The 21,506-nt window shown below is 54.4% G+C and carries 20 protein-coding genes; 14 read left to right on the top strand and 6 right to left on the bottom strand.

The window, feature by feature from the left end:
• Positions 1–79: 79 nt before the first annotated feature.
• A complete protein-coding gene (locus tag ACE6ED_RS27360; RefSeq protein ID WP_410830620.1) occupies positions 80–1,699 on the bottom strand; it encodes a DEAD/DEAH box helicase in 1,620 nt (539 codons plus the stop codon).
• 314 nt (positions 1,700–2,013) lie between these two features.
• Here ACE6ED_RS27360 and ACE6ED_RS27355 point away from each other — a divergent pair, with 314 nt between their 5' ends.
• From ACE6ED_RS27355 to ACE6ED_RS27335, 5 genes are all read left to right on the top strand, one after another.
• Positions 2,014–2,835: a YitT family protein gene (locus tag ACE6ED_RS27355; protein ID WP_410830619.1), complete on the top strand. Its 822-nt coding sequence runs from the start codon at positions 2,014–2,016 to the stop codon at positions 2,833–2,835.
• Positions 2,836–3,045: 210 nt separating this feature from the next.
• Entirely contained in the window at positions 3,046–3,234 is a 189-nt protein-coding gene (locus tag ACE6ED_RS27350; protein ID WP_410830618.1) for a hypothetical protein, read from the top strand.
• Positions 3,235–3,483: 249 nt separating this feature from the next.
• Positions 3,484–4,752, top strand: a complete 1,269-nt coding sequence (locus tag ACE6ED_RS27345; protein WP_410830617.1) for a putative glycoside hydrolase — start codon at positions 3,484–3,486, stop codon at positions 4,750–4,752.
• Positions 4,753–4,932: 180 nt separating this feature from the next.
• Positions 4,933–6,303 carry an MATE family efflux transporter gene (locus tag ACE6ED_RS27340; protein WP_410830616.1) on the top strand — a complete coding sequence of 457 codons (1,371 nt, stop codon included), beginning with the start codon at positions 4,933–4,935 and terminating at the stop codon, positions 6,301–6,303.
• Positions 6,304–6,405: 102 nt separating this feature from the next.
• Complete coding sequence (locus tag ACE6ED_RS27335) at positions 6,406–7,080, top strand: HAD family hydrolase (protein ID WP_410830615.1); 675 nt, start codon at positions 6,406–6,408, stop codon at positions 7,078–7,080.
• Between the two features lie 133 nt (positions 7,081–7,213).
• On the opposite strand, the gene pfkA is transcribed toward ACE6ED_RS27335, so the two are convergent.
• Together pfkA and ACE6ED_RS27325 are read right to left on the bottom strand one after the other, a co-directional pair.
• The gene (pfkA, locus tag ACE6ED_RS27330; RefSeq protein ID WP_410830614.1) at positions 7,214–8,185 is read right to left on the bottom strand and encodes a 6-phosphofructokinase; all 972 of its coding nucleotides are present in this window, start codon (positions 8,183–8,185) and stop codon (positions 7,214–7,216) included.
• Between the two features lie 121 nt (positions 8,186–8,306).
• The gene (locus ACE6ED_RS27325; protein ID WP_410830613.1) at positions 8,307–9,389 is read right to left on the bottom strand and encodes a tetraprenyl-beta-curcumene synthase family protein; all 1,083 of its coding nucleotides are present in this window, start codon (positions 9,387–9,389) and stop codon (positions 8,307–8,309) included.
• A gap of 295 nt (positions 9,390–9,684) precedes the next feature.
• Between ACE6ED_RS27325 and ACE6ED_RS27320 the strand changes: the two genes are divergently transcribed.
• On the top strand, positions 9,685–11,010 hold the full coding sequence (locus ACE6ED_RS27320) for an MFS transporter (RefSeq protein WP_410830612.1): 1,326 nt from the start codon (positions 9,685–9,687) through the stop codon (positions 11,008–11,010).
• A gap of 173 nt (positions 11,011–11,183) precedes the next feature.
• Here the strand turns inward: ACE6ED_RS27320 and ACE6ED_RS27315 are convergent, their stop codons facing one another.
• Positions 11,184–11,381 carry a cold shock domain-containing protein gene (locus tag ACE6ED_RS27315; RefSeq protein ID WP_068694440.1) on the bottom strand — a complete coding sequence of 66 codons (198 nt, stop codon included), beginning with the start codon at positions 11,379–11,381 and terminating at the stop codon, positions 11,184–11,186.
• A gap of 240 nt (positions 11,382–11,621) precedes the next feature.
• Here ACE6ED_RS27315 and ACE6ED_RS27310 point away from each other — a divergent pair, with 240 nt between their 5' ends.
• The 3 genes from ACE6ED_RS27310 to pepF all read left to right on the top strand — a co-directional run bounded on the left by ACE6ED_RS27310 (position 11,622) and on the right by pepF (position 14,135).
• Entirely contained in the window at positions 11,622–11,855 is a 234-nt protein-coding gene (locus tag ACE6ED_RS27310; protein ID WP_410830611.1) for a hypothetical protein, read from the top strand.
• Between the two features lie 3 nt (positions 11,856–11,858).
• Entirely contained in the window at positions 11,859–12,032 is a 174-nt protein-coding gene (locus ACE6ED_RS27305) for a hypothetical protein (protein WP_410830610.1), read from the top strand.
• Positions 12,033–12,341: 309 nt separating this feature from the next.
• Positions 12,342–14,135, top strand: coding sequence for an oligoendopeptidase F (pepF, locus tag ACE6ED_RS27300; RefSeq protein WP_410830622.1), 1,794 nt, complete (start codon positions 12,342–12,344; stop codon positions 14,133–14,135).
• 252 nt (positions 14,136–14,387) lie between these two features.
• Here the strand turns inward: pepF and ACE6ED_RS27295 are convergent, their stop codons facing one another.
• Positions 14,388–14,915, bottom strand: a complete 528-nt coding sequence (locus tag ACE6ED_RS27295) for a hypothetical protein (protein WP_410830609.1) — start codon at positions 14,913–14,915, stop codon at positions 14,388–14,390.
• 577 nt (positions 14,916–15,492) lie between these two features.
• Here ACE6ED_RS27295 and ACE6ED_RS27290 point away from each other — a divergent pair.
• The 5 genes from ACE6ED_RS27290 to ACE6ED_RS27270 all read left to right on the top strand — a co-directional run bounded on the left by ACE6ED_RS27290 (position 15,493) and on the right by ACE6ED_RS27270 (position 19,653).
• On the top strand, positions 15,493–15,834 hold the full coding sequence (locus ACE6ED_RS27290) for a LapA family protein (RefSeq protein ID WP_410830608.1): 342 nt from the start codon (positions 15,493–15,495) through the stop codon (positions 15,832–15,834).
• Positions 15,835–15,867: 33 nt separating this feature from the next.
• The gene (locus ACE6ED_RS27285) at positions 15,868–16,908 is read left to right on the top strand and encodes a M42 family metallopeptidase (protein ID WP_410830607.1); all 1,041 of its coding nucleotides are present in this window, start codon (positions 15,868–15,870) and stop codon (positions 16,906–16,908) included.
• Positions 16,909–16,958: 50 nt separating this feature from the next.
• Positions 16,959–17,774: a phosphodiester glycosidase family protein gene (locus ACE6ED_RS27280; protein WP_410830606.1), complete on the top strand. Its 816-nt coding sequence runs from the start codon at positions 16,959–16,961 to the stop codon at positions 17,772–17,774.
• A 331-nt stretch (positions 17,775–18,105) separates the two neighbouring features.
• The gene (locus ACE6ED_RS27275; RefSeq protein ID WP_410830621.1) at positions 18,106–18,492 is read left to right on the top strand and encodes a MarR family winged helix-turn-helix transcriptional regulator; all 387 of its coding nucleotides are present in this window, start codon (positions 18,106–18,108) and stop codon (positions 18,490–18,492) included.
• A gap of 66 nt (positions 18,493–18,558) precedes the next feature.
• Positions 18,559–19,653: a saccharopine dehydrogenase family protein gene (locus ACE6ED_RS27270; protein ID WP_410830605.1), complete on the top strand. Its 1,095-nt coding sequence runs from the start codon at positions 18,559–18,561 to the stop codon at positions 19,651–19,653.
• Between the two features lie 631 nt (positions 19,654–20,284).
• Here the strand turns inward: ACE6ED_RS27270 and ACE6ED_RS27265 are convergent.
• Positions 20,285–21,457: a MalY/PatB family protein gene (locus tag ACE6ED_RS27265; RefSeq protein WP_410830604.1), complete on the bottom strand. Its 1,173-nt coding sequence runs from the start codon at positions 21,455–21,457 to the stop codon at positions 20,285–20,287.
• Between the last annotated feature and the right edge of the window lie 49 nt (positions 21,458–21,506).

Genomic DNA, 21,506 nt, shown 5'->3' with positions numbered 1-21,506 from the left:
AAAAAAGAAGACGAACCGTCCCGGTTCGTCTTCCTTCATACATAATCCGTGTTCGAAGCCGTCTCAGCCGGCCGAACGCTTAGTTATCGTAAGATTCGTCTTCACGGCGTTCCGGCCGGCGGTTCTCAGCCGGGCGCGAAGGCTTGCGTTCGCCGCTAGGACGGGATCCGCCGTCACGGTTGCCCTTGTAGCCGCCGCCGTAGCTGCCACCGCCATAACCGCCGCGGTTGCCGCCGTCACGGTTGTCACGGTTGCCGCCGTCGCGGTTGCCGCGGTATCCGCCGCCGCCCGAACCGCTGCCGTAACCGCCGCGGTTGCCGTAGCCGCCGCTTGGCTTACGTCCGCTGCGCAGATCGTGTTTGCCGCCGCGGCGCTTCACGCGGATCGGCTCTTCCGGCGTCAACTCGACATCGGAATCCTTCTTCTCGCCGGTCAGCAGCTTCATCGCCGCGGACAGCAGCTGGACGGAATCATACTGCTCCAGCAGTTGAATCGCGATGCCTTTGTACTCGTTCAGCTCGCCGTTCTCAACCATGTCGAGCAGGCGCTCAGCCGTCACGCGTTGTTTGCCCTCAATGGCTTCCGCCATTGTCGGCAGCGGCTTGCGGGTAATCTTGTGACGGGTTACACGTTCGATCAGACGCAGGTGATCGATCTCACGCGGCGTAACGAAGGACCATGCGGTTCCTTCCTTGCCGGCGCGTCCTGTCCGGCCGATCCGGTGTACATAACTCTCCGGGTCCTGCGGAAGGTCGAAGTTGATAACGTGCGATACGCCCGATACGTCCAGACCGCGGGCTGCAACGTCCGTAGCTACCAGCACGTCGATGCTGCCGTCACGGAATTTGCGCATTACGGCGTCGCGCTGGTTCTGCGACAGGTCGCCGTGCAGGCCGTCAGCGGAGTAGCCGCGTTTTTGCAGCGCTTCGGAAAGCTCGTCTACCCGGCGTTTGGTCCGGCCGAAGACGATCGCAAGCTCCGGCGATTCCATATCAATCAGGCGGCTGAGCGCTTCGAATTTCTGGCGCTCCGGAACTTCGATATACGCCTGATCAATCAGCGGTGCGCTGACCTGCTTCGGAATAACGGAAACGTGCTGCGGATCTTTCAGGAACTGACGGGCAAGACGCTGAATGTTCGGGGGCATCGTAGCTGAGAACAGCATCGTCTGACGCTCTTCGGGGACCAGCTTCAGGATGGACTGAATGTCCTCCATAAAGCCCATGTCCAGCATTTCGTCCGCTTCATCAAGCACAACCGTTTTTACGTCGTCAAGGCGGATCGTTTTGCGGTTGATGTGATCAAGCAGACGTCCCGGCGTACCGATGATGATCTGCGGTTTCTTCTTCAGGCCGCGGATTTGGCGCCCGATATCCTGTCCGCCATAAATCGGCAGCGAACGAAGTCCTTTGAAACGGCTCAGTTTGCCGATTTCTTCCGCCACCTGAATGGCCAGCTCACGGGTCGGCGTCATAATGAGGGCGACAATTTTTTCTTCCTCACGGGAAATTTTGGAGATGAGCGGAATCCCGAATGCCGCCGTTTTGCCCGTACCGGTCTGAGCCTGTCCGATCATGTCGCTCCCTGTCAGCGCGATCGGAATCGACTGTTCCTGGATCGGGGTCGATTCTTCGAAACCTAGTTCTGTGATTGCCTGTAGCACCTTGGGCTCTAGGCCGAATTCTGCGAATGTTTTCAAATTATCATGCTCCTTCTATAAAGTGGACATTCCACATGCTTGTCTGTATTCTTAAGTAGCGGCAAACATTTATAGACTGCCCAATCTGCCGGAATCTCTGCACGGTTTCGTTTAAAGGGCGTATAACCGCCCATTCATCAGGTATTCTATAACTACCTGAACAATTGTAAAATCACTGTCGAAACAATGCAAAAACATCATTGTAACGCTCTACTCAAGAATATCCTATACATTATATCACAAACACCTAGTGGAATACCAGTGTATTCCTTTCTTTCATTACTTACATCTGCGCATATGAGGTGACCCGAATTTTGTACAAAAAACTATGGAATTATGCGGTGATGGTATTAGGGGCCGCTTTTATCGCAGCCGGATTTAATCTGTTTCTTGTCCCGCACCGGCTGTTGAGCGGAGGGGTGTCGGGCCTCTCCATGCTTGTCAGCTACTTTACCCCGCTGAGCATCAGCTTGCTGTATCTGCTCTTTAACATTCCGCTGCTTGTCGCGGGCTGGTTTCAGCTCGGGCGCCGGTTTATTTTGCTCAGCATCGTGTCTGTCGGCGCTGCGACCTGGCTGCTTGAACTGATCCCCGAGCGGGCGATTGCTTCGGATATGCTGCTGGCCTCCGTCTTTGGCGGCGTGCTGGTCGGCATCGGCAGCGGGATTTCTTTTCGGGCCGGAGGCTCGTCGGGCGGCTTCGATATTATCGGCTCCATTATTTCGCGCTACAGGGATTTCCCGGTCGGCAACGTGCTGGTTGCGCTGAACGCGCTCGTGATCCTGGCTGCGGGTTACTTAAGCGGCAACTGGAACATTACCCTGGCCTCCATGGTTTCCCTTTATGTAAGCGGAAAGACAGTTGATCTGATCCACATCAGCCACATCAAGGTTACCGTGTTTATCGTCACAAACAAGACGGAGGATATGCTGCAGCGCCTGCTCAGCCTCCAGCGCGGCGTTACCAAAATTAAGACGGAAGGCGCCTACAGCCATGTGGAAAAAGATATGCTCATGACCGTAACGACCCGCTACGAGCTTGCGGAATTGAAGCGGATCATCAAGCAGAGCGATCCTTCCGCTTTCGTCAACATCGTGGAGACGGTCGGCGTGATGGGTGCGTTCCGCAAACGGTAGGCGATATGTTCAACTTTTCACCACTTTTGCATCCTCTTGTGCCATCGATTAAAAATTGTGGTATATTAATGAGGTAAGATCTTTGATAAGTTCATGAGGATTGTGCTTTACCCCTCTTTTTTCCAAAAGGCACTGGTCGTTTTTCAGAAGAATTCGGAAACGCACGCGTTTCAGGACATTCCGAAAAAGGAAAGGGTGATGTTTGTGGAAATGGAAACGGTAAAACTGTCAGCAATCGTCATGAAATGGCATCCGGAAATGATGCCGTTCCTGAAACAGGATGAACTGGACTCGACGATTGTATTGCGGGACGGACTCGGCATCCTCGAATCCGCGGATGCGATGGATATCATCCAGTACAGCATCTGCGAACATCAAGATCCGGCTTTTCTTCAATAAGGCATTATAAGGGAATACCCGTTGTTCACATGTACCGCCCGTCTACGGCTTATACCGTGGCGGGCGGTATTTAACTTTTGGGCTAAATTGGGCAAATCCGTTTAGAACGGGCCGTTCCCGTTTATTAACAAAAAGGAGTCTGCCGCAATTTGTCGCACCCTATGCGGGGATTGTTACAATCCTGTATTTTTTGTCGGCGGGGCATCCATTATAATTTAACGTAACGTACATAAGGGAGAGGTTAGTAAAATGAAAATCACCATGGCTATACTCATGTTGGCCCTGGGAAGCGTCGGCGTGCAGCAAGGACACGGCGACGCCGAAATGGCTTTGGCACTGCAATCCGCCATGAATCCCACCAAGCAGATCGTACAAAAAGCGGAAAATCCAAATGCATCCCCATCGCCGGGTGGCGTGCTTCCCGGGGGAGCAGGCACTCCGTCACCGGGTGCAAGTGCATTGCCTTCGCCTGCAGCATCGCCCGCTCCATCCCAAGAGGCGCCGCTGCACACCGACCCTCAGCCTGACGCGCCGAAGGTTAAAGGAATTTACGTGACCGCCTACAGCGCAGGCGGCGAGCGGATGACCAAGCTGCTGGACCTGGTTGATAAAACCGAGCTGAACTCCATGGTCATCGACATCAAAGACGATGCCGGCTATATCACCTATAAGACCGATAATCCGGAGCTCCAGAAGCTCGGACAGCCGCAGCCGTTCATCAAGGATATCAACCAGCTGATGGCGCGGCTCAAGAAACACGATGTGTATCCGATCGCACGGATCGTGGTATTCAAAGATACCGTGCTGGCGAAAAAGAACCCTGAGATGTCCTTCGTGAATCCCGACGGCACCGTATGGAAAAACAAGGGCGGCGACAGCTTCGTTAACCCTTACAACGAGGACGTCTGGAAATATAACGTCGATCTTGCCAAAGAAGCAATCAAACTCGGCTTTAAGGAAATCCAGTTCGACTATGTCCGGTTCCCGGAAGGTTTTGAGAAACGCGCCGACAAGCTGAAGTACACGAAAAACGCAAAATCGCGCGTCGAAATTGTCGCTGACTTCGTCCAATATGCCAAGTCGGAGCTGACGCCGCTTGGCGCCCGCGTTTCTGTCGATATTTTCGGCTATGCCGCGTCGGTTCCCGCAGCGGAAGGCATCGGCCAGGACTTCGTCAAGATCTCCAAAAACGTCGATGTCATCAGTCCGATGGTCTATCCGAGCCATTACACCACCGGCTGGTTTAACGTCAAGGATCCCGACAAGGACCCTTACGCGACAATCAAAGGCTCCATGGTGGACACGCACAAGAAGCTGGACCCGCTGGGCTCCTACAAGCCGATCATCCGGCCGTGGATTCAAGACTTTACAGCCAGCTGGCTGGGAAGCGGACATTACATCAAATACGGCAAAAAAGAAGTGGAAGACCAAATCCGGGCGATGAACGACACCGGGGTCGACGAATACCTGCTGTGGAATGCGAGCAACCGGTACAGCGAAGGCGTTAATTACAAGTAATGTCATTATTCAGGTTTGCTGCTATAATATTTCCTAAGGTTATCCTCCAATCCGGCCCCGCCGGGTTGACGAACCTGGCTGAAGCAGGGCGGCGCGCCCGGCTTAGGCCGGGTTTTTTTAACGGCTGTCCATCCTTACAGCTGTATCCCTATTCTTAAGACAACGGAGTACTGATTATTTATGAAACAGACTGCAACCCTTAGGCAAAAATCGGGTCAATTCCTGTCCATCTTGTTCCCGATTCTGGTCAGCCAGATCGCTTTATCCACCATTACTTTTTTTGATACCAATATGTCCGGACTGCACGGAACCCGGGACCTCGCCGGCGTTGCGATTGGCACCAGCCTGTGGATTCCGGTTCAGACCGGGCTGAACGGTATTTTGATGGGCATCACTCCCATCGTGTCCCACCTGCTCGGGAGCCGCCGGGAACGGGACGTCGCCGGCCAGGTCATGCAGGGCATCTGGCTGTCTTTAATCGTGTCAGCGGCCGTTCTCGCCGGAGGCTCACTGCTGCTGGGCCCCATTCTGGACTATATGTCGCTGGAACCGGAAGTTCGTGAGATTGCCCACCATTTCCTCCAGGCGATTTCCTTCGGCATCCTTCCGCTGTTCGGTTATACGGTACTGCGCAGCTGTATTGACGCTCTGGGGCAGACCCGGGTGTCCATGCTCATTACCTTAATTGCCCTGCCGGTGAATGTCGGGCTGAATTATCTCCTGATCTTCGGCAACTTTGGCATGCCCGAGCTTGGCGGTGTCGGCGCCGGCGTCGCCTCCGCGATTACGTATTGGGTGATTTTTGCCGTGGCGCTGCTGTTTGTTTTCCGCGCGGAACCCTTCCGGAGCCTGAAGCTGTTCCGCAAGTTTTATGCGCTCTCTTTTTCCAGCCTGAAGGAGCTGCTGCGGCTGGGTGTGCCAATCGGATTCTCGATTTTCTTCGAAACCGCGGTTTTTTCCGCCGTTACACTGCTGATGAGCCGGTTCGACACCGTAACGATCGCCGCTCACCAGGCGGCCATGAACTTTGCCTCCACCCTGTATATGATCCCGCTCAGCATCTGCATGAGCTTAACGATCCTGGTCGGTTATGAGACCGGCTCGGGACGGCTAAAGGACGCGCGCCAATACAGCATCCTGGGGATCGGCTCCGCCGCGGCCATGTCGCTTGTAACCGCGCTGGTCCTGCTGTTTGCCGGCAGCCATGTGGCCGGTCTGTATTCGGAGGAGCCGGAGGTTATCGTGCTGATCCAGCATTTCCTGATTTACGCCATCTTTTTTCAAATATCCGACGCAATCGCCACACCGACCCAAGGTGTTCTTCGGGGATACAAGGACGTTAATCCGGCGTTTATCATCTGCTTTGTCGCCTACTGGGTAATTGGCCTGCCGACCGGATACCTCTTGGCAACTTATACCGGCTTCGGGGCTTACGGCTACTGGATCGGCTTAATTACGGGCTTGGCGATCGGGGCGGTTCTGCTGCTGCGCAGACTTGTGGTTGTTCAGAAGCGATTTGCCTTGTCGCATACCGCCGGAGCGAAATCCTGACCAGCATACACCGCATAAGCTGGCGCCGCGGGCTGGAAAGCAAGGCTAAATATCCAACAGTACGCCGGAATACAGCACAGATACACCTAAGGAGAGAACCGTATGCTGAAAGCCATCATTTTTGACATGGACGGAACATTGTTTCAGACGGACCTTATCCTGGAGCCTTCACTGGAGGATACCTTCACCTGGTTAAGATCCAGCAGCCAATGGAATGCGGAGACACCGATTCAGAAATTTCGTGAGATTATGGGAGTTCCTCTGCCCAAAGCATGGGAGATTTTGCTGCCAGGCCATCCGCTGGAATCGAGGCAGGCAGCGGACGCTTATTTTCAAACCGCTTTGGTGAATAACATCCATGCCGGACGAGGTGCGTTATATCCTCATGCAGCGGAGACGCTCCGCTATTTGAGCGAGCACAACATCGCTGTCTATATCGCCAGCAACGGCCTTAAGGCGTATTTGCAAGCCATCGTTGAGACGTACCGGCTGGACCGCTGGGTAACGGAGACGTTCAGTATTGAACAAATCGAGTCGTTGAACAAAGCGGATTTAGTAAAAGTTGTTTTGAAAAAATACGGAGTTGAAGCAGGCAGCGCCGCGGTGGTCGGCGACCGGCTGTCCGATTTTGAAGCGGCAAAAGCAAACGGCCTGCTTGCCGTCGGCTGCACATTTAATTTTGCCCGGGATGACGAGCTGGCGCATGCCGATATAGTAATTGAGGACTTGGCGGAGCTGCAGCGCCTGGCTGGACCCTTGGCGGTACAAGCGGATTAGGACGCCTTCTAGGAGGTTTTATCTTACAGCTTATTTGTGTATAGGAGTAGCAAAAACAAACAGCGGAAGCACGGACCATAACTGGCCGCGGGCTTCCGCTGTTTTATTGCTGTGGTTACCGCTTGGAGCCGGATTATTGCGACAGGCGCGATGCCAGCTCGTACAGTTCCATGTTGAATTGTTTTTTTGTATTGACGACGGTGTCGATATCCGTCAGGACCAGGTCGCCTTTGATAATGCCGCAAGCTTTACCGGATTCGCCTTCCAGCAGACTGCGAACGGCGAAGTCCCCGAGGCGGCTGGCCAGGTTGCGGTCCGCCGGCGTCGGTGTGCCGCCGCGCTGGATGTGTCCAAGCACCGTAACGCGCGGGTCGATCGAAGCGTGGCGCTCTTTCAGCGCCTGCGCCACATCTTCCCCTTTGCCTACGCCTTCAGCCACGATGACGATACTGTGGCGTTTGCCTTTGGCAAAGTTGTCGCGCATCCGGTCGGCCACTTCGTTCAGATCATGCGGCACTTCCGGTACAAGAATCGTCTCGGCGCCAGACGCCAGTCCGGCGTACAGCGCGATATCGCCGCAGTGACGGCCCATAACCTCAACGATCGAGGAACGTTCATGGGAAGACATCGTATCGCGCAGCTTATTTACCGCGTCAACTACTACGCTTACCGCCGTGTCGAAACCAATCGTGTAATCGGTAAAAGAAATGTCGTTGTCGATGGTGCCCGGCAGACCCATTGTTTTGATGCCGAGTTTGCTCAGCTTGTTGGCCCCTTGGTACGAGCCGTCGCCGCCGATAACCACCAGGCCGTCGATGCCCATCTCGTTCAGGATGTCCGCGGCCTTCTGCTGACCTTCAGGCTTCACGAATTCCAGACAACGCGCCGACTGCAGAATGGTGCCTCCGCGCTGAATAATGTCACCGACACTGCGCAAATCCATCGGAAAAATATCACGGTTTAAAAGGCCTTGATACCCGCGTTGAATCCCGTACACTTCAATGCCATAATACAGGGCGCTGCGGACAACGGCCCGGACGGCAGCGTTCATTCCTTGGGAATCTCCTCCGCTGGTCAGTACTGCGATTTTTTTAACTGTAGACATAGTGGTCCTCCTTCAAATAGGCGGAAGCGTCCGGACAGAACGTTCTCCCGCAAGGCTTGTTGATTGGGTACATTCACGTATGGCAGCAATGCAAACGATTGTTCCGCAGGTTGGGTCCCGATTAGTACATATATTTACGGATCCACCTGCTGTTGGCGAAAAAGAACAACCGGGTCAGCGGACTCCCGCGCATCAAGCGCTTGGATACCGAACGGACCTCCTGCTGCTCGCTGACTTTGGGATCGGATAAATACAATGCCAGCAAGCCTTCAATCACCATACGATGAAGCGACGTCTCCGGAAGCTTGCCTACATCCCGGCGGGCCCACTCCACAATCGATGCGATCCGTTCCAGCGTTTCTTCCGTACTCGCATAGTAGTTGCAGAAATTGAGATCGCCTCCCGCCCGGTCTTCGTCCTGGTCAATTAAATAATCCAGCATAATATGCAGGCAGCACACATGCGGAAAATACGCCGAACGGACCAAACGCGCCCCGTCTTGATCAAGGCCGGAGTCACAGGCGGACAGGAACAGCATAAATACGCCGAGGGTCGAGCCGGTGGCCGCAGCAAACTCATTCCACATCAAGTGGGGCGCCGCGTCTCCGTGCCGCTCCCACCAGGCAAGCAGCGCTTCTTCGCGCAGCTCGGGTTTGATATGCTTATAGACCTGGAGATCGGTATAGAGTCCGGCCAAATACCGGATTTCTTCCGCAGCGGCAGCGTAACCAGGCAGCCTGTCCGTCATCTCCTGACAGGTGCGTACGAGCCGGTGCAGATAGCCCCCGTCATTCTGTTCACTGCGGAGCGCATAATAATTCACCGGCTCCGCCCCCGGCGTCACGGCATCCAGCATGGACTGATGCAGCAGCCTGAAATCATCGGGATCAAGCGAGGTGCTGCGATCGCACAAATTGTCCAAATAATCACTGATGGTCTGGTAAGCGACGATCAGCGGAATCAGGATATGCCGCATCGACAAATTTCCGGCCGCGTAAATCCCCCCGCCCTCACAGTGAAACTGTTTGGTCTCAATGCTGGCGAGCGCCTGTCTGCGCAGCTCCGGATCGGGAATCCGTCCGGCATCCTCGCGCCAAGCCGCCAGGCATTGTCTGACTTCAGGCAGCACATATTTGTACACCCGGTTCATCAGCCCGATCGGGCCTTTGGGGCTCTGTTTACGGCCTTGCATCATTTCATTCAATGACTGTGCCTCCACATTGTTGTCTCCTAATCCAAATCATCACTATTATAATATGATCGGTCTTTTTGCACAAACAACAAAATCACTCATCATTTTTATGGAAGTTTCAGAAATTATTGCGCTTCACTCCCCCATTTACCTCCAGCCTGTGCTATACTACTGGTATTTCGTTCAGAGGAGTGCAATCCATGATTTCAGACCAGCCGTCCCCCGCAGGACGGTTAGCGGCGGCGTACACCCGCCTAATTCCCCCTGTCTCCGTCCGATTTTGTCTTCAGGCAAAGGCGGTGCGCCTATGAACGCGCCGCGTACCGGGTTCGGCGAGCAAAATTGGCTCCGCACGTTTTTATTTACCCTCTTTGGAACCAGTGTACTCGTTGTTTCTTACTTTCCGCTCTTTTACAGCCATCTCGGATTTTCAAGCTCACAGGTCGGCTACTTGTATTCCATTGGACCGCTGATTTCCATCTTGTCCAACCTGTTTTGGAGCATGATCAGCGACCGGCTGCAGACCATCAAAAAGATTATGATCATTTTGCTTGCGGGGCAGCTCGTTACGGCCATCCTGCTTGCGCAGGCTCAGGATTTCGGAACCGTAATGCTCATCCTGTCATGCTTTTATTTCTTCTATTATCCCGTTTTTCCGCTCGGTGATACGATGGCTATTCAAACCGCTCAGCGGTACGGCCGCAACTTCACTTCCATCCGGGTATTCGGCTCCCTCGGTTACGCCTTCTTCGCTTTGACTGTAGGCTATATATTGAAAGCAGCGGGAGCTTCCTGGAGCATGGCGGTCTGTATGGTGATCGTGACCATCGCGTTGTTTGTTGCATTTATGCTGCGCGAGCCGGCAGGTTCCGGCCAGCCGGACAATTTGGATGCAGTATCGCCGGACGCAGCGTCTGCTGACGCAGCCACTCTTGAATCTGCGCTTCCGGGTACGAAAAAAAGCGGACTGCGCGACATTTTCCTCCAAAGGGAGATCCTGACGTTTTTCGGCTGCGTATTTCTGCTTGCGCTTGGGCACCGGATGAACGAAGCGTTCCTGACTGTCTCCATGCATGAGCTTGGCGCCGGCGAGGAGCTGATCGGCTGGGCGCTGCTCGCCTCCGCACTGAGCGAGATTCCCGTCTTCTTCCTGCTCAGCAAATACGGCGACCGCTACAAGGAGCTGCCTCTGCTGGCTATTGCAAGTCTGATGTATGCAATCCGGTTTCTGCTGATGTCACTGGCCGGATCGGCGCTGGCCATGATTTTTATCCAGGGCATGCACAGCATTTCCTTCGGCATCTTTTATGTCACGGCCGTCCGCTATTTAACGCGGATGATTCCGGACCGCCTGCGGGCAACGGGTCTTGCGGTATTCACCGTCGTCTGGTCCAGCGTATCGGGACTGCTGAGCGGCGCATTCGGCGGCATCCTGTTCCAGCATTCCGGACGGTTTCTGTTTTATATCGTGGCGATGCTCTTCTGCTGTTTTGCCTGCGCGGGTTTTCTTGGCAAGCATTTGTTCGGCTCCCCGGGACCTGCCCCGGTCCGCCGCAAAAACGGCTTGAAGCCTGCGGCCAGCATCCCCTCCCGTCCGCCGCAGCCAGAGCAGCCGGAACCGGAGACGATTTAATAGGCTTCAAGCAGGGCCGTTCCTTCGGGAGCGGCCTTTTTATATGTACAGGAACACAAAAAAACACAGTTCCCAATAAAGAGAACTGTGATTTCCGGTTATGCTTTCACTTTGACTGCAAGGTAACAAGCAAATCAAATCTATATAACAGCAGGGAAGAACCCGGCCGTTTCTTACAGTTTAATTACGTTTGCTGCTTGCGGTCCGCGGTTGCCTTCAGTGATTTCGAACTCAACCTCTTGGCCTTCGTCCAAAGTCTTGAAGCCGTCGCCTTGGATTGCGGAGAAGTGTACGAATACGTCTTCGCCACCCTCAACTTGGATGAAACCGTAACCTTTTTCTGCGTTAAACCATTTAACTGTACCTTTCAAATGAACAACCTCCTAAAAATAGCGCCATATATGGCGTATGAATCGATTATACTGCACTTCAGCTTCCAATGCAATCCATGTTTTTGAGCGGGGCGGAAATATTTGCTTTTCCCGCCGCCCGTGCGTTATCATTGACCCAAAAGCCAATATCATCCTTTATAAGGCTCCTTCCGATGGTTTACTCACCCGGAAGCGGTCTTGAAGCGGCAACTAATCCAATATTTCAAGGGCGGGAACGTTATGATCAAAAAACATGAAATATACAAGCACGACAAGTGGAACATGATGACCGTCGAAGTGCAGGGCAGATACATCATCCTGCGGGAGATTTCCGACCAGTGGGGCGAAGAAACGCACACCTTCTTGAGCCGTCCGGCGATGATGCAGTGGGTGGCGAACCGCTTCTCCAAAGACTCGTTCAAAGATAACGAAGAGGAGTACGAGCGCATCATGGCGGCGTTCAAGCAGGTATAACGGATGCTGAACGATAGCCTTACCGTCTACATTATTGTTGTACTATGTCTCGGCGCCGTGCTGATCATGAGCCGGGAGAAGGTGCCGCCCAAGCTGAAGCGGGGAATGGCCCTGCTCGCCGTTGTTCTGATTCTGCTCGCTTTTATTATGGTCGTGTATACGCTGCTGTCCCAGTAGCGCTTGACGCGCTGATCCGGCAGCAGGCTGCGGCGTCCGGGTGAACAGCCGCTTTGCGGTTGTCCTGTAAGCAGGATTTACATTTTTACTACAGCAGTTCCATACGGTTTATAGTTAGCGGAAGCAAAGGGAATACTGGGGAGGTTACCTGCCGGATGCCATATTAAGGAGGAAACCCCCATGGTCCCCTTTCGTTCTGTGCTTCCCCTGCTGCTGTCGCTTGCTCTGCTGCCCGGCAGCGTGTCCGCTGCGGCTCCGCAGCCGGCGGCCGCCGAGCCGCCTTCATTCCATTTATCGAGGAGGATTCCGATGAAACAATTACCTAAGAGAAACGAAGTTCCCGCGGAGAACCGCTGGAAACTGGAAGATATGTTTGCCTCGCAGGGCGAATGGGATGCCACTTATGAGGAAGCCAAGAAGCTGATCGCTAAGTTCCCTGAATTCCAGGGCAAGCTGGATGAGGCTTCTTCGGTAAAAGCCTGCTTTGAGCTGGAAGACGAACTGTCGCTTCAGATCGAACGCCTGTATGTGTATGCCCATATGCGTCAGGATGAGGACACTGCAGATCCGGTGTATCAGGCTCTCACTCAGAAAGCGAAAAAGCTCAGCGTGGACGCCGGCGAAGCGATGTCTTTTGTTACGCCAGAGATTTTGTCACTGCCGGTAGAGAAGCTGGATGAGTTCATCGCCGCGCCGGAGCTTGCCGGATACCGGTTTACGTTAACCGAAATGAAGCGCGAGAAAGCCCATGTCCTCTCCAAAACAGAGGAAGCGCTGCTCGCCCAGGTCGGCAATTTATCGCAGGCGCCGCAAAATATTTTTGGCATGCTGAATAACGCCGACTTGAAATTCCCGAAGATCAAAGACGAAAACGGCAATGAAGTTGAACTGACGCACGGCAGCTACATTCAATTCCTGGAGAGCCCGAACCGGGAAGTCCGCCAGAGCGCGTTCAAAGCGGTTTACGATACGTATGGACGGATGAAAAACACAATCGCCGCGGCGCTGAGCGCCAATGTGAATAAAAACGTATTTTATTCCCGGGTCCGCAAGTATCCGTCGGTGCTCGAAATGTCGCTGTACGGGGACAACATCCCCAAAGAGGTTTACACCAACCTGATCGACACGATCCATGAAAGCCTGCCGCTGATGCACCGCTACATGAAGCTGCGCCGGGAGCTGATGGGTGTCGACGAGCTGCATATGTACGATTTGTTCGCACCGCTTGTGGACGAATACAAACTTGACATTACTTTTGAAGAAGCCAAAAAAATCACCAAAGAAGGCCTCAAGCCGCTTGGCGAGGATTACCTGACCGCGCTGCAGGAAGGTTATGACAACGGCTGGATCGACGTATACGAGAACGAGAACAAACGAACCGGCGCTTACAGCTGGGGAGCCTACGGCACCCATCCGTACGTGCTGCTGAACCATAACGACAACCTGAACAGCATGTTTACGCTGGCGCACGAGATGGGCCATGCGCTGCATTCGTATTATTCGGACAACAACCTGAAGTACCGGGATGCGCAGTACACGATTTTCCTCGCTGAGGTGGCCTCTACCACCAATGAAGCGCTGCTGATGGATTATCTTCTGAAGAAGTCGACGGATCCGAAGGAAAAAATGTACCTGCTCACCTACTATGCCGACCAATTCCGTACAACCGTGTTCCGGCAGACAATGTTTGCGGAGTTTGAGATGATCATTCACGACCGTGCGGAAAAAGGCGAATCACTTACGCCGCAGGACCTTTCGTCCATCTATTATGAGCTTAACAAGAAGTACTATGGCGACGACATGGTGGTCGATAAGGACATCGAAATGGAATGGGCGCGTATCCCCCATTTCTATAACAGCTTTTATGTATACAAATATGCGACCGGCTTCTCCGCCGCAACCAGCTTCTCGAAGCAGATTCTGGAGGAAGGCCAGCCGGCCGTCGACCGCTACCTCGGTTTCCTGAAGAGCGGCGGCAGCGATTACTCCATCAACATCCTGAAGAAAGCCGGCGTGGATATGTCCTCGCCGCAGCCAATCCGGGAAGCGATGAGCGTATTCGAAAGCGTCATTGAGCAGATGGAACAGCTCACCCGGAAATAAACCCCGGTCAACCGGATACTGTATTTTACAAGCACAACCCCTTGCTCTGGATGGAGCAAGGGGTTGTTGGTATACGGGAGGGTTCCCGTGCGCTGCTCTTCCTTTTAGCGAAATAGGGACCGTATACAGATACTTACCGGATTTTACCGAAAATCCGTTTATGTAGAGGGGTATCCCTATATAGAAGCCTGCAATCCCCCGGCGGAACGTACATGCTGCAGCGGGTCTGTGCGTGAGCTTATGCGGCTTGTGTTAAAAGTAACCTCTCGATTTGCCCCGTCTTCTGGGCGCAAACATCACAATGGCTCCAACCACGATTAGGGCAACAGCCAATGCCGGCTGCCCGACGACCATGCGGTTGTACAGCGTTCCGAATGAAAATACGGCAAAAAACAGCAGGGACAAGACGGTCAGAATGTTGATCGGAATCAGCAGATATTTATTCCTGTTGCCGAACCAGTACATTTCAAACAGGCCGACGGCAGGCGCCAGAACGAATCCCGGCCACAGGAACTGCCAGCTATCAAACAACGTCGCCAATTGGCATACGATGCCGGCTGTAAACAGGATACCTCCGGGTACCAGCAGCCCGTACGCTCTTTGACTTGTCATGGAAAAATACAGCCAGTGGAAAAACAGCCCTAGCGGCAGAACGAACAGCGTAGGCCAGAAGGTGCCAAACAACATGCCCGTACTCACCGCTTCCTTCCGGAAAAATAACAGGCAGCAGCCGAGCAGCACCAGTGCGGGACCAAGCCAGGCCGTTTTTTTGCTTCTCACAATCAATCGCTCCTTTGTCACCAGATTTTATCTTGTCACAGCATACTATAAAAACGTCCTGCTTGACTTCGGTCTGCAGGGAAGGTGCGGACTGGACTTTAGTCCAGCCTGTACGGCGGAATCCGCCCAGTCGGTCTGGACGGGGTTCGTCCGGTCCTTCCTGGATGGGTTCATCCGATCCGTCCGGATGGGTTCGTCCGGTCCTTCCGGGTGGGTTTATCTGATCCGTTCGGACGGGGTTCCTCTGGTCTTTCCGGATGTTCATCCGGTCGTCCGGACAGTTCCATGCGATTCGTCCGGACAGGCTTCATCCGGTCCTTCCGGATGTGTTCATCCGGTCCGTCCGGACAGTTCCATGCGATTCGTCCGGACAGGCTTCATCCGGTCCTTCCGGATGTGTTCATCCGGTCGGTCCGGACAGTTCCATGCGATTCGTCCGGACAGGCTTCATCCCGACCACCCGGATGAGGTGCAACCGGTCCCTCTGGACGCTTCCGGCGGCTGCATATCATGTTCAGGAAAATCATGTTATGATAAACGCAGCAAACTGTTCACCTGACTTAATGGAGGCTGTGTTATGAGAATTCAATGGTCACTTATCCTGGGCTTGATCTTCGCCCTCCTGACGGCGCTGTTCGCTGTCATCAACGTCGCTCCAGCGCCTGTGAATTTCGGCTTCACCACCGTCGAAATTCCGCTGATCCTGATTATTTTGGGCTGCGCGGTGATCGGCGGCGTCATTGTCGGATCATACGGTATTTTCCGGCAGTACAAGCTGCAGAAAACGATCAAGCATCTTACCGCCGAGCTGGAACAAGCACGCAGCAACGGTGTTTTATCCGCCGAGACGGCGGAAGCAGGCAGCGTATACGATACGCCCGCTCTGCCTGAGGACCCAACCGACCCGAACAAGCTATAGACCGGCAACTACGAAACCAAGGGGGAAATCATCATGACGATTCAGACAAATGACAGCTATATTTTGCGTATCCTCAAAAAACTGCTCGATACGCCAAGCCCAAGCGGGTTTACGGCACAGGCGATCCAGCTTGTGGCCGAAGAAGCGGCTGCGCTTGGACTCACGCCGGCTCTTAACGAAAAAGGCGGCCTCCTTCTTTCCGTAGAAGGACTGGAGCCTTCACGGACCATCGGGCTCAGTGCCCACGTGGATACGCTGGGGGCCATGGTGCGCTCCATTAAGCCGGGCGGCACGCTGCGGCTGACGCCAGTCGGCGGCTATATGATGCAAAGTATCGAAAACGAATACTGCACCGTACATACCCGGAGCGGCAAATCCTACACAGGCACCATCCTGAGCACCCATCCTTCCGTGCATGTATTCAGCGATGCCCGTGACTTTAAACGCTCCGAAGAACATATGGAGGTCCGCCTGGACGAGCGGGTGGAGTCCAAAGACGATGTGCTCGCGCTTGGCATCTCCGTAGGCGACTTCATTTCGTTTGACGCCCGGGCGGTTATTACACCAAGCGGCTATATTAAATCCCGCCACTTGGACGATAAAGCCAGCGTGGCCGCAATTCTTGGCCTGCTCGAAAGCATGAAGCGCGAGGGCTGGAAGCCGCTGCACAACCTGTCGATTCTGATCTCCAACTATGAGGAGGTTGGTCACGGGGCTTCCTCCATCCCGGGGGAAATCAACGAAATGATCGCCGTAGACATGGGCGCAATGGGCGACGACCTCAGCTGCAAGGAAACGGACGTATCCATCTGCGCCAAGGATTCCTCCGGTCCTTACAGTTATGAGATGACGGGCCGTTTGATTGGACTGGCCGGGCAGCTCGGCATCCCGTTTGCCGTGGACGTATACCCGCATTACGGATCGGATGCATCCGCCGCGCTCCGCGGCGGCAACAACATCCGGGCGGCGCTGATCGGTCCCGGCGTTCACGCTTCCCACGCCATGGAGCGTACGCACCAGGAAGCCGTAATTAACACCGCTAAGCTGCTCGCAGCTTATGTAAGGAACTACTAAAGATGCCTCGCTTTTTTTCACGAGGTTTTCCATCCGGCCGGTGGGGCCGTATGCCGCTGGCGGCGTCCCCGCCGGCTTTTTGGCGTGTCCGGCGCAGGCCTTTGACGGCGGGACTGCTGATCCTTGCCCTAGCTCTAGCGGGCGGCCTGGCTGTTCATTTAATCCGGATAAACGGAGAGCACAGCATGTCCGGTCTCCCCCACGTCTACGAATACTCCCGCTCCGCGCCGAATGCTGACATCGAGCTGCACCTCCTGTCCCTGCCGGCGGAGCAGATTGTTTTGCGGGCGGACCGGCTACCGCTGAAGGAGGTTCAGGCATACGGCATCAATGGCGGTTTTTTTTACGAATCATCACTGCTTTCGATTGCGATTATGAACGATACTCCGGTTAACGGGAACCGCGGCGCTTACGGCTCCGGCTGGTTCAACGCCAAATACCCGCGAGGCACGCTGGTGTACGATGCGGCGACGAAGCGCTTTTCTGTTCAAGTTGTCTCCTCCGGCGGAGAGCTGCGGGTAACCGACCGGAGCCGCTATTGGGCGCAAGGCGGCGTGAGCATGAACCTGCACGACGACCAGGGCTGGGCGCAAGCGGCGGCGGCCGAACACCTGCCGTTCGCTGAAGAACGCAGGCTGCGTTCGGGAATGGCGTATGACGCCGCTGGCAGCGTCTGGCTTATCGTGACGCCGGCGAAATGTACGGCGGCGGAGTTCCGCGCTGCGGTCCAGGCACAGTTGGCCGGGAAAGGCGCCGAAGGGATTTTTCTCGATGGGGACGGCTCTTCTCAGATGAACGCCGCGGAAATCACCCTTCCCGGCGACAGCCGCCCTGTCGTACAGATGGTGGCGGTGCGGCAGGATTAGCCAACCTGGGTGATGCCGACACCCCTGCCCCCTGCTTCGCTTGGACACTATTTCTGGTCTTATAAAGTGTCCGGCCAAAAGGCTGATTAGACTGAGGCTGATTTGCAGCTCGTGTCAGACCTGCAGTTGACAACGGTTTTGTTTAGAAACTATACTATTGAACATGAAACCACTACAATCTTCCCCTCCCCCGGGCAATAACGGTAATAACTCCAAGGAATACAATGTTGGCATCGACGGTTATGAAAGCAACAGCAATGACAGTGAAGGCTACCGCGATAATGACGGCTATGACGCCAAGGAGGGCAGCCGCAAACTGGGACGCCTGATTATGCAGCTCCGGCGGCTGGAACGGTCGCCCCGCAGCTTTGGGACCGCCGGCCCGCTTACGCCAAGTGAAATTCACACGATTGAGGCAATCGGAATCGGCAAAGCCCTGCCGATGAGCGAGCTTGCAGCCCGTCTTGGCGTAACCAAAGGCGCGGTGACTCAGCTTACAGCCCGGTTGACGGACAAACGTCTCGTGAAGCGGACACCGCATCCGGACGATGCCCGGGGAAGTCTGCTGGCACTTACTCCCTTAGGCATTGAAGCCTATGAAGCACACGACGAGGTTCGCCATGCATTTTACGCGGAGCTCCGTTCCACACTGACGGAAGAAGAAATTCGTGTATTTGAGTTGTGTCTCGACAAGCTGAATCATTTTCTTGAGGGATAATCCCTCCTCTTTTTTTGCTTAATTAGTATAGTTTCTAAACTATAATCCGGAAGGAAGTTGTTCTAAATGAAATCCCAAGGAATTGTTGTCATTGGAGGATACGGACATGTCGGGCAGCAGATATGCCGACGCCTGGCAGTGCGGTTTCCAGGACGCGTGTTTGCCGCAGGACGTTCAATGGAGTCGGCAAAACGGTTTTGTCAGAGCTCACAGCTGAATATCCAGCCGATGCGGATTGACGCCCAAACACCGCCTGAACCGGGGCTGGCCGAGCATGCGCAAATTGTCATCATGTGCCTTGATCATGCCCATCCCGATTTCGCCAAGTTCTGCCTGGAACACAGAATCCACTATATCGACATCTCGGCTGATCCGCAGATCCTGTCCCGGACCGAACGCTTGCATGAAACGGCCGTTACGGGCGGAGCAACGGCGGTTCTAAGTGTGGGGATGGCCCCCGGGCTGACGAACCTGCTGGCTGCTTATTGCGCCAGCAGGTTGGAAACGGTGGAACGTGTGGACATCGGAATCCTGCTCGGGCTCGGTGACAATCACGGACAGGCTGCGATTGACTGGACTTTATCCAATGTAAACGCCGAATATAACCTTTCAGTACGGGGACAATCTGTCCGGGTACGCAGTTTGGATGAAGGAAAAGACATGGATTTTGGCGGAACCTTGAGCACCCGAACGGCGTACCGGTTCAATTTTTCCGATCAGCACACCCTTGCCCGTACCCTGTCGCTCCCCGAGGTCACCACCCGGCTCTGCTTTGACTCCATCCCGCTGACCAGGCTGCTGGCGCTGTTAAAACGAACCGGCCTGCTGAAAGTTCTGGACCGGCCGGGACTACGCCGGCGGGCCGTGGAGCTGATGGGCAAAACCGCGTTTGGCACAGAGGTCTGTGCTCTGTCGGTTGAAGCCCAAGGCCGCAGTGGAGAAAAAAGTGTTCAGCTCGCCTGCCGGATGCGCGGCACCCATGAAGCTGCCGTTACCTCAGCGGCCGCGGCGGCAGTCGCCTCCTCCCTGCTGGAAGATGGCCACCCCGCGGGCGTATACCACATCGAGCAGCTGTTCCGGCTTGACCGGCTGCTCCCGGCGTTTGAGTCGCTTGCCGTATTTGAAGCGATGGAGAATGGGCGGCCTGTGCCTTTGGTTTGAGAACCCCGCCCGCAAAACACAAACAGAGGATAGAAAAACAGCCGCCCTAGTTATTCCGGGACAGCTGTTTTTTCAGTCGTTAGAGTTATATACCAACTTGTGCCAACAAGAAAGGTGCGTAACTCTCCGTTATAACAACATTCCCTGCCTGAACACAGTCTCGCTTTTCCAAACTTTGGAGGACTTTTGAAGCAGCTCAACCTTGTCCTCCCCTATGACTTTCTTGCCGGACTCAGAGGACTTTATCTGCTGATTATTCCGTGTTTTGGCCAAGAGACGGACTCAGATTCACTTATTTACGCGGAAATTCCATCGTATGGATGTTTTCGGCACGAATAACGGATCTGGAGTCCGCAAGGCAACCCAAAAGCCCAGGAATTTCAGAAATAACGTCCTCTGGGTCCGGAAAGACCTCGGTATCGCGTACTGCGGTAATCCTATGAGTTGCGCCAAGGCAACCGCCCAATGTAGGGTGTTAACTTCTTCGCACTGCAAATAAAATAGAACGCCGAGCGGTGCGTTCGCCGCGGGCGAAGCGGTGTGTTTCTATTTTTTCAAGACGATTACTTTATTGCGGTTACATCCGCGCCAGGACTGGAGCTTAGCTGATTTTCGCTCTGCAAAAGTTGAGTTAATATTTTGCTGCCGCAGCGCAGAATCTCTCCAATGCCTCCGCCAGCGTAGAGCGCGGACAAGCCAGATTGATCCGCAGATAACCTTCGCCTTCGGAACCAAACATCGAGCCTTCATTAAACGCCACTTTGGCTTCTTCATACATCAGCTTCTTCAGTCCCGCACCGTCCAGACCAAACGCCGTACAGTCCACCCACAGCAGATAAGTGGCGTCAGGCCGCATTGTCACCGCTTTGGGCAGATGTTCCTTCAGGTATCCGGTCGCATAGGCAACATTGCCGTCAAGATAAGCAAGCAGGCCATCCAGCCATTCTTCGCCTTCATTGTAAGCGGCCTTGACAGCGTCCGGCGCAAAAAAACTCGCCATGTGCAGACTAAGCGACTTCAGCTTCAGATCGAACTTGCGTTTGATCTGCGGATTGCTAGCCACAATAAAGGAGGACTGAATCCCCGGAATGTTGAACGTTTTGGTTGGCGCCAGGCAGGTCAACGTAATGTCCGCCAGCTCCAGCGACAGCGAAGCAAAAGGAATATGCGTATGGCCCGGCAGCGCCAAATCGCAGTGAATCTCGTCGGAAATCACGGTGACTCCGTAACGCAGGCACAGCTCCCCCAGCCGCAGCAGTTCATCCCGGTCCCAAATACGGCCGCCGGGATTATGCGGACTGCACAGCAGCAGCAGTTTGGCGCCGCCCTGCATCAGCTCTTCGAGATGTCCGTAATCCATCTCATACCGTCCGTCCCGCACGATAAGCGGATTTTTGGCCACTTCCCGCCCGTTCGATTTGATAACATCATAAAACGGATAATAAACCGGAGACTGCAAAATCACTTGGCTTCCCGGTTCACTAAACAGCTCCACCGCCAGGCTAAGTGAAGTTACAATGCCGGGCGAAGTCGTAATCCATTCGGATTCCAGGCTCCAGCCGTGACGGCGGCGGAACCAGCCGATAATCGACTCTATGTACGAATCATTGAGAATGCTGTATCCGTAGACGCCCACCGATGCGCGGCGCAGCAGCGCTTCCTTGACTGCAGGCGGACTCTCAAAATCCATATCGGCGACCCACAAGGGGAGAATGTCCTTGCTGCCAAACAGCTTCTCCGACTGATCCCATTTGTAGGAATCGGTATTTAACCGATCCAGAACGCGGTCAAAATCATAGCTCATATTCGGTCACCTCTTTGTTGTTCGTTAATAGGGTATGTACTGCCAAGCC

Origin of the sequence: Paenibacillus nanchangensis, from assembly GCF_046543445.1 — a bacterium.
GTDB lineage: Bacteria > Bacillota > Bacilli > Paenibacillales > Paenibacillaceae > Paenibacillus_AQ > Paenibacillus_AQ nanchangensis.
Note: the sequence above shows the minus strand (reverse complement) of the source record. Positions and strands in the feature narration are given on the sequence as shown.